Consider the following 16,141-nt stretch of genomic DNA (forward strand, 5'->3'; position numbering starts at 1 on the left):
TAACATTAGCCCTGTCGCGCATAGCCTGCGGGGGGGGAAGAGCTTAGGAGCGTTGAACTAATTGTTGCATTCCACCCAAAAACCACTCCACAAAAAACATTTTTTAATAACGGCGTTAGAACCGATTTAGGGTAACTGACTTTCTCCGTATCTAAATAGTGTGAACCATGCTCAATAATTATACTTACTATATGACGGGGATATGAAATTCCATTTAAGATGAGCGTTATAAAGTTGATAAATTTTATAGCGCTCTCGCATAACATCAAATTACACACACGTTGATATGGAAAATCCTATGTATAACCCGTTAAGCTTTTTAAGTAGCTTGTCGTTCTACAGTAATAAAAAAAATGTAACCTTACGGATTACTTATCAAGTACTGACGTTGATAATATCGTATGTTATTTCTACAAGTGCATTTGCACAAACTAACACTGCACCCACGATATCGAATATTGGTGACAAATTAATATTTGTGAATACATCGTTAACAATTCCGTTTTCGATTTCTGACGCAGAAACGCCTGTTGCTAATCTAAGAGTATTCAAGTCGGGGGGAGGGTCGACTTTTTCAAGTCCTATTTCTTACACTTTTAGCGGGACGGGAAATAACCGGACATTAACTATTACGCCTGCTAGTAACGATACTGGAAGAGTCTCGGTGTCAGTAGTTGTACAGGACGCTGGAGGTAAGACGGCCTGGACGAGCTTTGTATTTACCGTACAGGCAAATACAAACACTCCCCCGACAATCACGAGTATTGTTGATCGGACCATAACGCAGGGGGGATCTGCGGTTATTCCGTTTAGTATAAACGATGCAGAAACACCTTCGGGTGAGCTGCGCGTATTTAAATCGGGTGGCGGTTCAACCTTTCATACGGAACCGACTTACGTCTTTTCTGGGGCAGGTAATTCTCGTACTCTTAAAATAACACCTGCATCAAATGACTTTGGCAGCGTATCGTTAACTGTCGTTGTTCAGGACTCTGAAGGAAGAACTGCTTGGACCACGTTTAAGTTTACAGTTAATTCTAAACCGACAATTAACGATCCGGCTGATGTAACGCTCTTTGAAACGCAAAATGTAATTGATATTCCATTTGTGATAACTGATGTTGAAACACCAGTATCAATTTTAAATGTCTCTCTGTCCACCAACAGCTCAACCTTTAGCAGTACGCCTAGCTTTACGTTTATTGGTAACAGTTCTAGTCGAGTACTGAGGGTTACTCGGCAGCCAAATGATTCAGGCACGATCAATGCGACAATAATTGTTAGAGATCAGAAGAATGCTACGGACTTTACAACGATTAAAATTACTGGTCTCTTGGCGAGTCCTCCGAGTGATATTAATCCTGCGCGATCTCTCTTTATCCGAGATTTGAATACGCTTGAGTCTTCAAGACTAGACCTCGATCTAGGAACGGTTCTAGACCAACTTGCCACCCAGCTAAACGCAATAAACAGTACTGACCCTGTTTCTGCGGAGTCGCTGTTCGCAAGATTGTGGGATACGCAAAATCCTGTTGGGCAATCTTTTGTTAATGAGGGAATTAAATGTACTGGCAGTGTCAACGGATTCAATGCTACTTGCAGACCAGCGGAAGGTCAGCAAGCTGCGAATCCAGCAATCTCATTAAACAACTATTCACCTATAGCGCTTGTAAACCGGTTTGATTTACGTGATCAGACTACTTTTGGTAATTGCGGTGAAGCCAGAATCGTTTATGCAAAAACCAGCGGCGGGGGGAGAAACTATGTGATTTTTGAAGCAAAACTTCCAAACCCTACTCCTGGCAACGCTAGTGGTTGTCGCCCAATTGCGGAGTTTTGGGCATTTCTAACTGACGATAATGATGCCGATAGCCGAGCTGCGAAGCTTAATGATTTCTTTATCAATGGGTTGAGTAATTTTGGACCAGTAATCGATGTTAACAATTTCGCTCAAAATAGCGGCCAGATTCGCACAAATATGTTCATGGATACTTCCGCATGGATTTTAAGTGAGTTTAAAATAGCGCAGGCAAATGGCGATAGCGTATTCCTGCCTGTATCAGTTAAAAGTAATCCATTCGGGGAATTGTTTAGTGGAAATAGGACCGATAGTCTAGCTGATCAATTTAGAGATGACTTTATTGATAATATGGACGCTCTTTTATTAGATACGGATAGCTTCTTCTTGCACGTTGCGAGTGATACGCATAACAACGCGCAAAGTCATGCATCTGGTGCTCGTCGGGGGGAGAATAATTTCTTGAACTTCGCTTCTAACAGCAGTAGTAACAGCGTCTTTAGAAGCCAGATACAGGCGAAGTTAAACGCTAGTTCATCCAATTTAACTGTAAATCAAGTTTTGAATCGGGCTACAGCAATGACTTGTGCAGGGTGTCACAATCCTCAAGCCTTTAGTCTTACAGGTGCAAACAGTATTGGCCCGGGCGTGAGCTGGCCGGTGTCAGTTGATTTTGTTCATGTTAGCGAGCAATCGATTAATGGTAACTTTAGGATCAGCCCTGCACTATCAACAACGTTTATTCCTGCTAGGGAAGAAGATTTAGAAGGTTTCTTACTCAACGCTAATCGCACAAGTAGTACTACATCGGCTACAGGTGTTAAGAAAACCAGTGTTCCTGTTTTGAGCGGAGGACGTTCTGGTTAACTAATTCATTTACCGGTTAAACATTATTGTGTGGATAATAGGTCTCTTGTAAATCTGTTATCCACTTTTTTTTGGCCTGAAATGTCTTTCAGGCCTTTGATTTAAATGATGATTCTTTTCATCCACGTCAACGCATTACTGCACTACACTTTCGATGTATTTGATAAGTATTAAAGATTCTGCGCGGCTGGATTGACGGATTCATCGTCAACGCCAATCCAACTACAGGCTTTTAATTTCCCACGGTATCAGTGACTCTACATCGGCAACGCTTTTCGCTTGAGGCAGCTTTTCAAACACAACCTTTAAATACTCGTACGGATTCAAGTCATTGCCTTTTGCCGTTTGGATCAGGCTGTACAGGTTTGCGCTGGCTTTCGCGCCGGCAGTGCTGTTGCTAAACAGCCAGTTTTTTCGCCCAATGGTGAACGGGCTGATCGCATTTTCCGCGAGATTATGATCAATCGGGTGCGCGCCGTTCTCCGTGTAGCGGATTAAACGTGGCCACTGGTTGTGTAAATACCTCAGCGCTTTGCCTAAGGTGTTGCTCGGCGGGGTGTGCTGTAGAATTTTTTCGAGCCACTTCTTAATTTTGTCGAGAGTCACAAAGCACCTATATTTTGTTAATTAAATGTAACAAAGTACATTAATGCGCAGCCTTCGGCTGCTGAACCTTGCTACCGCTTGGTCGTTGTGTTTGGCGTTACAACTCTAAACTCGGATAGTCATATACTCAAAAGATGATATAAATCCTTTAGATTTCAAAAGGTATTTAGCCATTAATGAAAAAATGTATTTCGGGTCGCGTGGTGCAAACCCTTACTCCATTACCTCTCATATTGCTGAGGCAGCACTGATATTAGGTGGCTCAAACGTACATATCGATCATATAGATGAATGGTGGTTTGTATCTTCTAAAACTGATTGGTTGAATGTGGAGCGACAAGGTGGGGTTTGTTGAGCGCTTACCGGTTTTATACGTTTTTACCTATTCGCAGTGTTAGGTGGGTGTGATGAAGGTATCTATTCCGTCGTTCTTTATATCGGTTATGAACTGATCCCATGCTTGCTGTTTAGTTGCGAACTGTTCGTCGGCACTCGTTGAATTGCCATAGCCATCCAGAATTTCCAAGATCCACCCTGCATCGTCGTCGCCTTTATAGGTGTTAACACCCAAGGTTTAGTCGTACACCGTTACAGAGCTTTTAGAAAACGCGGTTCTTTAGTTATCAATATCGTCTGTGTCAATTTGCCCTGTAATTTTGCGGCGAATATGAGACCACGAAATGCCGAAGGCTAGTACAAGGGCTAGCAGTAACAGTACCACCCAGCTAAAGACGGATACATTTTCGAGGCTTAGCCAGCCTAGGTCTACGAATAGCCACACTAAACAGCCGAAGAAGACACTGGCGAGTATTAGGCCTATAAACCCAAGAGAGCGTATAGAGGCTCGTAAATAGATGGCCCAACCAATGAGTAGTGCTGAACCCACTACGGCGAGCAGTGGTGTTACTGACGGGAATATGTCGGCAACCCAGTGAGCGAAAGAATAGCCGCTGGGGTTGTAGGAAAAAAACACTAGGACTAGGGCAAAAAGAAACCGATATCCAAATTGTGCGAGGCCAAAATTTTGTAGGTTCGACATGGGGTGTCCTTAGGGCTTTAACGTGTCCATTGTAGATTCTATCCAGTTTTCGACTTCTAGTATTAGTGCTTTACTGGTTTTTCCCTCCGGGGATATCGCAGGGCCAATGGCCACGGTGATACAGCCGGGTTTTTTCTTAAAATCTTTGGGTGGCCAGAAAAGGCCTGAGTTGACCGCAACCGGCACAATAGGTGTTGAAGATGCTATGGCGATATCGGCACCGCTGCGTGCATATTTTCCTTTTGTTCCGGCCGCTACACGTGTGCCTTCGGGGAAGAGTAAAACGTTGTAGCCGCTGTTTAGCCGGTGAACACTTTTCTGTTTGACTAGTTTGAGGGCTGCGCGCGGGTTGTCACGGTCTATGGGAATAGGGCGTAGTGCCGCTAAGCCCCATCCAAAAAATGGAATATGGAGAAGCTCACGTTTAAGTACGGTAGATGCTGGCCAAAATAACCCTTGGAGGAAGAGTGTTTCCCAGGTGCTTTGGTGCTTAGACATAACGATAACGTTTTTACCTCGTGCTGGTAAGTTCTCGGCACCAATTACGCGGTAACGTACGCCGCAAATGACGCGAGCGAGAAATACGGCGAAGGTTGTCCAGCTAATAATGATTTTGTGGCGAAAACGTAACGGTAGCGGTATTAGTAGAACGGAGAGTGCGCCGTAAAAGATTGCGGAAAGGTTATAGATAACGGTAAATATGAGAGAACGGGATTTAATTAACAAGCGTTCTGTTCCTTTTAAATACATCGTAAAGAAGCGATTGACAATTTATTGCGCGCAAACGAGCAGCGCAAAAAGAATAGTAGGCCCACCCTACTATTCTTAGGCTGGTAGTGATTGTTAGTTTTTCACGGCGAGTAATGAAATATCAGCTACTTCCAGGAAGAGCTGCCGCAGTGTGTGCAGTAACGCTAACCGATTTTCGCGAACGTTTAAGTCGTCGGTCATTACCATGACATCGTCAAAGAAGGTATCGACGGGTTCGCGTAAGGCCGCGAGTACTTTCAGTGCATCGGTATAATTAGCGCCGTTAATTAAAGGTTTAACGTCGGCTGAGAGCGCTGCGAGTGTTGTAGCAAGGGCTTTCTCGGCGGGTTCAACCAGTAGAGATGAATCGATATTGTGCGCCGGTGCGTGATCGAGTTTGGCGAGAATATTCGAAACACGTTTGTTAGCGGCTGCAAGCGCTTGTGCTTCTGGCAGCTTACTGAATTCGGCGACGGCATATACGCGTTGGTTAATATCCAGCGGTGTGGATAAGTTTTTGGCGCTGACCGCTTGGAAAACTTCTGCCGAAATACCCGCTTCTTCATACCATGATTTAAAGCGTTCGATCATATAGGCAATAACGTCTTCTTCCACCGTATCGCTTGCGGGAAGCGAAGAGAAGTTACTTGCCGCTGCGTTGATTAATTCGCGTAGGTCTAGATTTAAGTCTTTTTCTACTAATATACGTAAAGCACCTAATGAGGCGCGTCGCAACGCAAACGGGTCTTTAGAGCCGGTGGGCTTTTGGCCAATACCAAATATACCGGTAATGGTGTCTAGGCGATCGGCGAGCGCAATAATGGCGCCGGTTGCTGTGCTTGGTAGCGCATCGCCGGCAAATTTAGGCATGTACTGCTCTTGCATGGCTTGCGCAACGTCCTGGTGTTCGCCATCGTTCTGCGCGTAGTGATAACCAGCAATGCCTTGCATGTCGGGAAATTCGTAAACCATGCTGCTGACTAGGTCAGATTTACAGAGCTTGGCCGCTCTTGTTACGTGGGTTGTGTCTGCGCCAAGTTTACTGGCAATGAGTGCACCGAGCTTTTCGATGCGTTCAGTTTTCTCGTAAATGGTGCCAAGCTTGGCTTGGAATACAACCGTTTTAAGGCGCTCGCGCTGTGCGGTAAGGTTCGTTTTTTTATCCGTGTCGAAAAAGAACGCGGCGTCGGCGAGACGTGGACGAATCACACGTTCGTTACCGTCGATAACTTGCGCGGGGTCTTTGCTCACAATATTGGATAAGGTAATAAAGTGAGGTAGTAATTGACCATTGTTGTCGACAACATGAAAATATTTTTGATGTTCTTTCATGGAAGAAATGAGTGCCTCTGCCGGAACCGACAGAAAACTTTCGTCGAACTTTCCAGCGAGTGCAACAGGAAATTCAACCAATGAGGTGACTTCGTGTAAGAGGTCTTCACTTATGACGGCGTTGCCACCAAGCGCGTGTGCTGCGGCGTTAACCTGTTCTACGACGGCTGCTTTTCGGGCGTCGTAGTCGGCCATTACGTGGCCAATATCGGCGAGGCTGGCAGGGTAATCATTTGTGGTGGCGAGTGTAATGGGTTGGTTGCAATGGAACCGGTGGCCGCGCGTGGTGTTGCCGGCGGTTACGCCCAATATTGTGCCGTTTAATACAGTGTCGTTTAACATCATAACGAGCCAATGAACGGGGCGTACGAATTCGGTACGGCTAGCGCCCCAGCGCATACGTTTATTTATAGGCAGGTTGGCAAGCGATGTTGAGACTATATCGCATAATAAGGTTTCAGCGGCTTCGCCACCGGCAGAGGCGTTGTGTACCAGTTTATCGATTTTACCGTCGTTTTCGGTGGTTAAATCACTGACCGCAAGGCCATTTTTTTTGGCGAACGCTTCTGCGGCTTTTGTAGGGTTGCCCTCGGCGTCGAACGCAATTTTGGCCGGCGGGCCCCACACTTTTACGTCTTCTTTGGGTGTGGTATTGGCTAGGCCGTTTACCAGCATGGCTAAACGGCGCGGCGTGGCGAACGGTTGAATGGAATCAAACGCTAATTTTTTTGCTTTTAAACCCTGCTCTACGCCTTTAACAAAGGCATTGGATAACGTTTTTAAGGCGGTAGGGGGTAGTTCTTCTGTACCCAATTCAACAAGAAATTGTGATGACATAATTATTCTCCAGCCTCCGCTTTAACACGATTGACTACTTCGTCTCGTAACGCTGTTGAAGCAAGAGGAAAGCCCAATTTTAAGCGGGCATCGAAATACGCTTGTGCAACATTGCGAGCCAAGGTGCGAACACGCAAGATAAAACGTTGCCGTTCGGTAACGGATATAGCCTGCCGCGCGTCGAGTAGGTTAAACGCGTGAGACGCTTTCATGACCATTTCGTAGGCGGGAAGTGGTAATCCTTTTTCGATTAAACGACTAGATTCGGCTTCACACACGTCAAAGGTTTGAAAAAGAAACTCGACGTTTGCTTCGTTAAAGTTGTAATCCGACATTTCAACTTCGTTTTGGTGGAAGACATCACCGTAGGTCACTTCTGTACCGTCTGGGCGTACTGTCCATACCAAATCGTATATTGAATTCTTGTTTTGTAGGTACATGGCGATGCGCTCAAGACCGTACGTAATTTCGCCCGTCACCGGGTAGCATTCGAGACCGCCCACTTGCTGAAAGTAGGTGAACTGTGTGACTTCCATACCGTTGAGCCATACTTCCCAACCTAGGCCCCACGCTCCAAGTGTTGGCGATTCCCAGTTATCTTCTACAAAGCGTATATCGTGAATACTGGTGTCGATACCCAATTGTTCGAGTGAGCCCAAATACAATTCTTGGATATTATCGGGAGAGGGCTTAAGTACGACTTGGAACTGGTAATAGTGTTGCAGCCGATTGGGGTTTTCACCGTAACGGCCATCGGTGGGGCGTCGGCAAGGCTGAACGTAAGCGCTGTTCCATGTTTCGGGGCCAATGGCACGAAGGAATGTTGCGGGGTGAAAGGTGCCGGCGCCAACTTCCATATCCAATGGTTGGAGTACGACACAGCCTTGTTCGGCCCAGTATTGTTGCAGCGCCAATATTAGGCCCTGAAAGGTTGAAACATCGGGTTTAGACACGGTGAATGCTCTCGGGTGGTCTTTATGAATTTTAAAGGTCGGCAATTATACCGGTATGAGGGATAATCAGCCATCATGCGATCAGGTAAGTTGGTAAGTACTTACATTTAAAATGCGTGGAATACCCCCTGCGCAGTAGCGATAATATATAACATGTAATCTTCATAGTTGAGGTGAGGCGTATCAAAGCGCGTATTATTCTGGGGTTAATAACCCTTTTAGGTAAATTACCCCTGCCCATGGCACGTGGGCTTGGTGGTGGTATTGGTAGGCTCGCATGGCGAGCGAATTCACGCGAAGTAAAAGTAACGCGGCATAATATTGCGCTGTGCTTCCCGGCAATGCCTGCCGATGAGCAGCGAGAATTGGCGCGCTTGAGTGTGATTGAATCCGGAAAGTTGTCGCTCGAGGTTTTGCTGGTGTGGCAACGCAGTAAAGAGTGGTTATTGCAGCGTGTTGTTAAGGTGCGGGGCGCGGAGCTGTTTAGAGGCGAAAAAGACGATAAGCGCGGCATGATATTGCTGGCCCCTCATATTGGTAATTGGGAGGTGTTGGGTCTTTATGCGTCGACGCTACGTGACATGGCGAGCCTTTATCAGCCGCCGAAACAAGCGTTTTTAGAACCGTTAATGACAAAGGGCCGTGAACAATACGGTGCAAAGTTATTGCCTACCGATATGAAAGGTGTTGCGGGTGTTTTGAAATACTTAAAACGCGGTGCTGCAACAGGTATTTTACCGGACCAAGTACCCGCGGAGGCTGGAGGGCAATTTGCCGATTTTTTTGGCCAACCTGCGTTTACCATGTCCTTAATTTGCCGGTTAATCGACAAAACCGGATGCCGTGTGGTGGCCGGTGCAGCATTGCGCACTAAAGAAGGTTTTGAGGTTATTTTTCAGGAAGTGCCGCAAGAAATTTTTAGCCTGGATGAAAGTACAGCGATTACCGCCATGAATAAAGCGGTGGAAGAGGTGGTTGCACTTTGCCCTGAGCAGTACCAGTGGGAATATAAACGTTTTAGAAAAGTCCCCAAGGGGGCCCCAAAGCAGTATCGGTTTTAGTTGCGATATTAATAGGGTCGGGTACCGTTTAGGGGCGTTTGATGCAGAATAAAAGCGGTGGGCTATATCGCTAATACTACCGACAAGCCCACGCGTGGTGTAGAAGAGGGCGGTTAACCGCCCTTAATGTGTAACGCGAGTGCGTTACTGAGACTCGCAGGTAGAAACTGAAATACAGCTTTGCGAGTTTTCCCATCCCCACCCACTCGTGGTGGTTTCACACATAGGGTAGTCGGTGCCGTACCAGTTACAAACGCTACCGGTGTCTGGAGCAGGTGTTGGTTGTGTTGTTGGTACTGGTGTCGCCGTAGGTGTACTTGATCCCGATACTGTGCCAAAACCAATTGAGCCGTCGCAGTGCATCATTTCTGTAAGGGTGCCGCCGCCACAAGAATCGTTGCCATAAGCGGCCGTATTATCGTCTTGGTCTTCGGCTTGGCGAACATCACCGTTAATACTAACGTAATCAACCTGTACGTCGTTATCGCCGCCGTCGTTACGGAAGACAACTCGTACTTCACCGGTTGCGTTGGTGTTTACCGCGTACTCTTGCATTGCGGTACTTAACGTCCACGTTTCGATAGTGGCCCCGCTAACGTCAAGGCTTACCGACTCTTCACCGGTTACGCCGGTCATACGGACTACGATTTCGTTATCGCCGCCGGGTAGTGGTGTTGGCTCGCTTGTGGGTACTGCCGTTGGTTCAGCGGTGGGCGTAGGCGTAGGTTCAGCGGTGGGCGTAGGCGTAGGTTCAGCGGTGGGCGTTGGTTCAGCCGTTGGAGCAGGTGTTGGGCTACTGCCGGAAACATCGCCGAAACCGATTGAGCCGTCACAGTGCATCATTTCGGTGAGTGTTCCGCCGCCGCATGAGTCGTTGCCGTAGGCCGCGGTATTATCGTCCTGGTCTTCTGCTTGACGAACGTCGCCGTTTACACTCACGTAATCGACTTGAACATCGTTGTCGCCACCGTCATTGGTGAAGGCTACGCGAATGTCGCCGGAGGCGTCGGTGTTCACCGTGTAGTTCGCCATAGAGGCTGTGAGTGTCCAAGTGGCGATGGCTGCGCCACCTATTTCCAAGCTCACAGACTCTTCGCCTGTTTCGCCACTCATGCGAACGATAATTTCGTTAGCGCCGGTTGGTTCAGATGTTGGGGCTGGCGTTGCGCTAGGTGTGGGGGTTGGCGCTGTAGTAGGTTCCGGCGTAGGTGAAGCACCATCAAAATAAGATTTTAACCACGTCATGGCTTGGCTTTCGTTGCCGCCAGACGAGACAATACCGGTATTATCTTTCCATGTTTGGCCAGAAATATAGCCCCAGAGCGTGACACCTGCGACAGATGAATGCTCCCAAAATGCGGGGAATTTGTCGGCGTAGCGGTCGCGCTGGCTGCTTTCAGAACCATTCGCACCGCGAATATCCAGTTCAGCAACATAGATGGGTAGGCCTGTTTCGGCGAGTAAATCTAAGTTTGAGGTAATCTGTGAGCCTGACATGTCATCAACGTTAAAACAGTGGGCTTGAATACCTACGCCGTCGATTAGCCCACGGTTGTCGAGAATGCGAACGACATCGTTATAGCGTGAGATTAGGTCGCGATCGTTAATGACGCCGTATTCGTTGATCAGTAGTTGTGCGTTGGGGCAATGTTGGCGTGCTTTTTCAAAGGACCATACCACCCAATCCCACCCCGTGGAACCATCACCACCAAGGGCTTCTCTATAAGAGGCCGGTGCGTGAAACAATTCGTTTACCACGTCAATATATTCAGTATCGGGGTAGCGGTTACAGTAGGCTTGCATTTGCTCCTCTACTTCTTCTCTTTGTTCGCTTTGGGAAAGGTTACCTATCCAGCTGGGTTCTTGAGAGCCCCAAACAAAGGTATGTTGCTTAAACGGAAAACCGTTGCTGCGCGCATAATTGTAGGCTGTATCAACCCCGCCCCAGCTCATGTTGTCACGGCTAGGTTCGGTAGCTTCCCACTTACCGGCGTTTTCCGGCGTTACTTGGTTCCAGTAGTTACTGAAATTACCCGGCACTGAACCTGCAATAATATTCCCTAAAAATTTACTGTCACCATTCGCTAGTTGAGCGTTAGCCGAAAATGCGAGGGTGCTGACAATGGCGGCCGTTAGTAATTGGGCCCCACGTAAAATAGAAGTCTTATTTTTCATAGCATCGATACTCAGCGTAATTTTTTATTATGTAAGTAATCGGTCTCGCCCTGGCGTTATGTGTTGTCTAGCAACAGAACTCAACAGTGATTACGACTTTGTCAGCAAGGTAATCCTGAAACAAAGCGAGGTGTGTGAATAGAGGCCGATAGGCAATGATTTCCATTCAGCGCATCGATTATTCGTGCGCGATCTTATATTGTCAAATTGACTAAAAGAGGCGTGCGGGAGAAAGGAGAGAGCAAGGTTTGGTTGCGATAGCGATAAAAGAGCTGCTGATATCCTTGTATAGCAAGGTGGTTGAACGGATTGAGATGCGGCATGGAATAGGCTGTTAAATATTTTTATATTACAAATAAGTGTATTAAATGCCACTAACCTATAGTGAATGGATCTAAAAAATCGTCGATGTTGGGCTAATTTGTATGACGAATGTGAGTGTTGATAGGGAAAAGCGAGCTTAAGAAGGTTAACGTCGCCAAAACATGGGCGTGAAAAGCACGAGTAAGGTGAAGACTTCGAGGCGTCCTAGCAGCATCGCGAAACATAAAATCCACTTAGCGGCGGCATTAATATTGCCGTAGTGAGCGGACACTTCGCCTAGACCTGGGCCGAGGTTATTTAAGCAGGCGCCAACGGCGGTAAAGGAGGTTATAAAATCTAAACCCGTGCCAAGGAGTAATAAAAACATGACTAAATAGGCCACCACATAGACCGCGAAAAATCCCCATACAGCTTCAACAACGCGGTCGGACACGGTTTTTTTACCGATTTTTATGGGGATTACCGCATTGGGGTGAATGAGGCGGTGAATTTCTCGCAGGCCTTGCTTAATAATAAGCAGTACGCGAATCATTTTAATGCCGCCACCGGTGGAGCCTGCACAACCACCCATGAACGCGAACAGGAATATGAGATAGGGTAAGAAGGTGGGCCACACGGAGAAGTCTGCAACACCAAAACCGGTGGTAGTTAAAATGGAAATCAGTTCGAACACACCGAACAACACGCTGGATTGTAAATCGTAGGTGTTAGATGACGCTAGATACCCAACGGTTATCGCCATACCCAGCAGAATCATGCTGGCGTAAAAACGAAATTCTGGGTCATCAAAATAGTGCAGTATGCCTTTGCTTTGCCAAGCGAAAAAATGGAGGGCGAAATTGATACCTGATAGCACCATAAAAAAGCTGCACACCAGCATGATAGGCCCGCTGTCGTAGTAGCCTATGCTTTGGTCGTGCGTAGAAAAGCCGCCAATCGCAACGGTGGAAAACGCATGGCTAATGGCTTCGAAAGGCGGCATGCCAGCCAGCCAGTAGGCGAAGGCGCAGGCTAATGTAAGTGCTAAATAGATAAGGAACAACGCTTTGGCTGTTTCCGTAATGCGCGGTGTGAGCTTGCTATCTTTAACGGGGCCGGGCGTTTCGGCGCGATAAAGCTGCATGCCGCCTACGCCGAGCATGGGTAAAATGGCTACGGCGATCACAATAATACCGATGCCGCCCAGCCACTGGAGCTGTTGGCGATAAAACAAAATTGAGCGAGGCAGCTGATCAAGCCCTGTTAAGACTGTTGCACCCGTGGTGGTAAGCCCCGAGAGTGATTCAAATACTGCATCGACCACCGACATTTGTGTAGCGTCGGCCAACATTAACGGCAACGAACCGAAAAGCGCGAGTACCGTCCAGAATAGTGAGGTAATTAGAAAGCCATCGCGCGTACTTAAATCTTGCCGTATACGGTAAACCGGTAACCATGCAATGAGACCGGTGGAAAAGGTAATGCCAAACGCGAGAATAAAGCTGTCGTATGCGCCGTCGCCGTACCACAGCGACACAAATACGGGCGGCATTAGCGTTAAGCTGAACAGCATCAGCAAAATACCGAGAACCTTGGCGATAATGGCGTAATGCATTAGAAGAAGGTGAACCCGACTTGGAATAGCCGCTCAATATCGCGGGTGTAGCGTTTATCAATAAGAAATACGATGACATGATCACCGGACTCGATAACAACATCGTCGTGTGCAATTAGCACTTCTTGAACATTCTGGCGGCTACCTATGGTTGAAGCGCTCAGCGCTACATTGCCGCCGTGCAGGGTTGTTTCTTGACTGCCGTCTATTTCGCGCACAATGGCGCCAATGGTCGCGCCTTCGGGTAAGTCGATATCTTCAATGGCGCGGCCTACTACGCGAGAGGTTTTTGCGTCGCCGTGGGCGATTACTTCAATAGCTTCTGCTGCACCGCGACGAAGAGAATGTACGTTAACAATGTCGCCGCGTCGAACGTGCGTTAAAAGTGTACCTATGGTTGCTAATTGTGGCGATATAGCTATATCTATCTCGCCGCCTTGCACGAGATCTGCGTAGGCGGGGTTGCTGATTAAGGTTAATACTTTTCGTGCGCCCATGCGTTTTGCCAGCATAGACGACATGATGTTGGCCTCGTCGGAATTGGTGACAGCGAGAAAAACGTCGGTGTCATCAATATTTTCTTCTTGCAGTAATTCTTGGTTCGATGAGTTGCCCAGTAACACTATGCTATTGGTGAGGCTTTCGGTTAGCTCGTAACTGCGGGCTTTATTCTTTTCGATTACTTTTACCGAATAGTTGCTTTCCAGTTTTTGAGCGAGACGTAGGCCTATGTTGCCACCACCGGCAATAATAATGCGTTTGTAGGGCCTGTCTACGCGGCGTAACTCGCTCATTACGGCACGAATATCGGCGCGAGCGGCAATAAAAAAGACTTCGTCATCGGCTTCGATAACGGTAGAGCCGCTCGGCGTTATTGGGCGGTTACGGCGGTAAATGGCGGCTACGCGGGTGTCTACATTGGGCATGTGCTTGCGTAAAAACCGCAACTCTTGGCCAACGAGTGGGCCGCCGTAAAATGCCTTGACCGCTACGAGTTGCACGGCACCCTCGGCAAAGTCCAATACTTGGAGCGCGCCTGGCTGCTCGATAAGACGGTAAAGGTAATCGGAAACGATTTGTTCGGGGCTAATAATTACGTCGACGGGTATTGCGTCGTTATGAAACAACCCTTCGTAGTTTGCGTAGGCTTGTGAGCGAATACGGGCAATTTTGGTGGGGGTACGGAATAGACTATGGGCGATTTGGCAGGCGACCATATTGATCTCATCGACCCCTGTTACGGCAATTAGCATGTCGGCGTCTTCAATGCCGGCGCGCAATAGTACTTCCGGATGGGAGGCGTGGCCGCCTACAACGCCTATATCGATACGGTCTTGTAGCTCGCGCAATTGGGTATTACTGCGGTCTACCACTGTAATATCGTTTGCTTCGTTGGCAAGGTTTGCGGCCAGTGTGCCACCTACACGTCCGGCGCCAAGAATAATAATCTTCATAATGGTCCGTTAACCGGTAATTTAATCCGGTTCGCTTCCTTTAGCTTTACACAATCGAGCATAGTAAAAACCGTCGTGGCCACCCACTTGGGGAAACAACTGTCTACCAATGGGCCGAGCAATTCCCCAGCTTGCCGCTATAGGCAGGTGCGTAGCGTCGGGTTGTTGCGCAAGGAACGCGGTAATAATGCGTTCGTTTTCTATCGGCAATACTGAACAGGTTGCATAAACCAGCACCCCACCGGGCGCCAACGTTTGCCACAAGGCCGTTAACAGCTGCAATTGTAAGCCACCAAGCTTAGCAAGATCGCTAGGGCGGCGCAGTAGTTTTATATCGGGATGCCGGCGTATAACGCCAGTAGCGGAGCAGGGCGCGTCCAGCAATATGCGATCGAAAAGTCGTGAATCCCACCAAGCGTCGGTGTCGCCAACGTCCGCCACTTTCAGTGTGGCTTTTTCGGTGAGTCTCAGACGCGCAAGATTTTGTTCGACGCGCTTCATTCTATTTGCTTCAAGATCAACGCAAGTAAGGGATGAAATAGCGGGTTGGCGCTCGAGGATATGACAACTTTTTCCGCCCGGCGCTGCGCAGGCATCTAAAACGCGATCGTTAGCTTGGCAATCCAGTAAGGTTGCCGCGAGTTGGGCCGCTTCGTCTTGTACCGAAAAATGGCCTTGTTCAAAACCTGGGAGCGTACGAATGTCGATACTTTCTAGTAGCCGTATACCTTCGGGTGCGTATGTGAGCGGCTCGGCTTGAATGCTTAAGGCGTTAAGCTGTTGCACATAATGATCGCGTGAATTGAGCGTAGTATTGATACGCAAGCAAACTGGCGGTTGCAGGTTATTGGCGTTAAGAATAGCAGCGTAGTGGTCTGGCCAGCTTGATTTTAACTGATCGAAAAACCACTGAGGGTGACTAAAAAGATACGCGTTATCGTGTGTTAGCGTTGTTTCAATTTCCGCGCGGTTACGTAAAAAATTACGTAACAAACCGTTAATAAGTTTACTTGCCCACGTTTTTTTTAGTTTTCGGCTAGCGTTGACGCTTTCCGAAATGGCAGCATGATCGGGTGTGCGTAAATGAATAATCTGAAACAATCCAATTAAAACCAGCATATAGACGTCGGTGTCTTTAGTGCGCAGCGGCTTATCCAATAGTGTCTGTGTGATGGCTTGCAGCTGATGGAAATGCCGCAATGTTCCGAAGCACAATTGCTGGAAAAGCCCGCGGTCGCGTGCGTCTACCTGTTCTAGTGCGGGTTCAAAAAGTGTATTTAGAGATTGCCCTTTGGTAATAACAGGGACCAATGTTTTTGCCGCTAATGCGCGTATATTGGGGTTGTTCACG

Annotated in this window: 11 protein-coding genes and 1 pseudogene; 2 read left to right on the top strand and 10 right to left on the bottom strand. The window is 47.7% G+C overall.

Annotated elements, in window-relative coordinates; all coding sequences use genetic code 11:
- Positions 1–298 precede the first annotated feature (298 nt).
- Positions 299–2,665: a hypothetical protein gene (locus H5647_RS03725; protein ID WP_045856429.1), complete on the top strand. Its 2,367-nt coding sequence runs from the start codon at positions 299–301 to the stop codon at positions 2,663–2,665.
- A 222-nt stretch (positions 2,666–2,887) separates the two neighbouring features.
- Here the strand turns inward: H5647_RS03725 and H5647_RS03730 are convergent.
- The 6 genes and pseudogenes from H5647_RS03730 to glyQ all read right to left on the bottom strand — a co-directional run.
- Positions 2,888–3,265: pseudogene (locus tag H5647_RS03730) on the bottom strand (IS66 family transposase); the annotation flags it as partial.
- Between the two features lie 400 nt (positions 3,266–3,665).
- A complete protein-coding gene (locus H5647_RS03735) occupies positions 3,666–3,842 on the bottom strand; it encodes a hypothetical protein (RefSeq protein ID WP_162926276.1) in 177 nt (58 codons plus the stop codon).
- Between the two features lie 45 nt (positions 3,843–3,887).
- Positions 3,888–4,310 carry a DUF6524 family protein gene (locus H5647_RS03740; RefSeq protein WP_045856432.1) on the bottom strand — a complete coding sequence of 141 codons (423 nt, stop codon included), beginning with the start codon at positions 4,308–4,310 and terminating at the stop codon, positions 3,888–3,890.
- A 9-nt stretch (positions 4,311–4,319) separates the two neighbouring features.
- Positions 4,320–5,036, bottom strand: a complete 717-nt coding sequence (locus H5647_RS03745) for a lysophospholipid acyltransferase family protein (RefSeq protein WP_236074756.1) — start codon at positions 5,034–5,036, stop codon at positions 4,320–4,322.
- Positions 5,037–5,153: 117 nt separating this feature from the next.
- Positions 5,154–7,229, bottom strand: a complete 2,076-nt coding sequence (gene glyS, locus H5647_RS03750) for a glycine--tRNA ligase subunit beta (protein WP_045856436.1) — start codon at positions 7,227–7,229, stop codon at positions 5,154–5,156.
- A gap of 2 nt (positions 7,230–7,231) precedes the next feature.
- On the bottom strand, positions 7,232–8,182 hold the full coding sequence (gene glyQ / locus H5647_RS03755; protein WP_045856438.1) for a glycine--tRNA ligase subunit alpha: 951 nt from the start codon (positions 8,180–8,182) through the stop codon (positions 7,232–7,234).
- 173 nt (positions 8,183–8,355) lie between these two features.
- Between glyQ and H5647_RS03760 the strand changes: the two genes are divergently transcribed.
- A complete protein-coding gene (locus H5647_RS03760) occupies positions 8,356–9,243 on the top strand; it encodes a lysophospholipid acyltransferase family protein (RefSeq protein WP_268871340.1) in 888 nt (295 codons plus the stop codon).
- Positions 9,244–9,387: 144 nt separating this feature from the next.
- Here the strand turns inward: H5647_RS03760 and H5647_RS03765 are convergent, their stop codons facing one another.
- The 4 genes from H5647_RS03765 to rsmB form a co-directional block, all read right to left on the bottom strand.
- Positions 9,388–11,418 carry an endo-1,4-beta-xylanase gene (locus H5647_RS03765; protein ID WP_082086949.1) on the bottom strand — a complete coding sequence of 677 codons (2,031 nt, stop codon included), beginning with the start codon at positions 11,416–11,418 and terminating at the stop codon, positions 9,388–9,390.
- A gap of 469 nt (positions 11,419–11,887) precedes the next feature.
- Positions 11,888–13,336, bottom strand: a complete 1,449-nt coding sequence (locus tag H5647_RS03770; RefSeq protein WP_045856440.1) for a TrkH family potassium uptake protein — start codon at positions 13,334–13,336, stop codon at positions 11,888–11,890.
- Positions 13,336–14,790: a Trk system potassium transporter TrkA gene (gene trkA / locus H5647_RS03775; RefSeq protein ID WP_045856441.1), complete on the bottom strand. Its 1,455-nt coding sequence runs from the start codon at positions 14,788–14,790 to the stop codon at positions 13,336–13,338. The genes H5647_RS03770 and trkA overlap by 1 nt, the downstream gene beginning before the upstream one ends.
- 21 nt (positions 14,791–14,811) lie before the next feature.
- Positions 14,812–16,140 (bottom strand): 16S rRNA (cytosine(967)-C(5))-methyltransferase RsmB, encoded by a 1,329-nt coding sequence (gene rsmB / locus H5647_RS03780; protein ID WP_045856443.1) that lies wholly within the window; start codon positions 16,138–16,140, stop codon positions 14,812–14,814.
- Position 16,141: the final 1 nt, after the last annotated feature.

This window comes from Teredinibacter purpureus (assembly GCF_014217335.1).
GTDB classification, from domain to species: domain Bacteria; phylum Pseudomonadota; class Gammaproteobacteria; order Pseudomonadales; family Cellvibrionaceae; genus Teredinibacter; species Teredinibacter purpureus.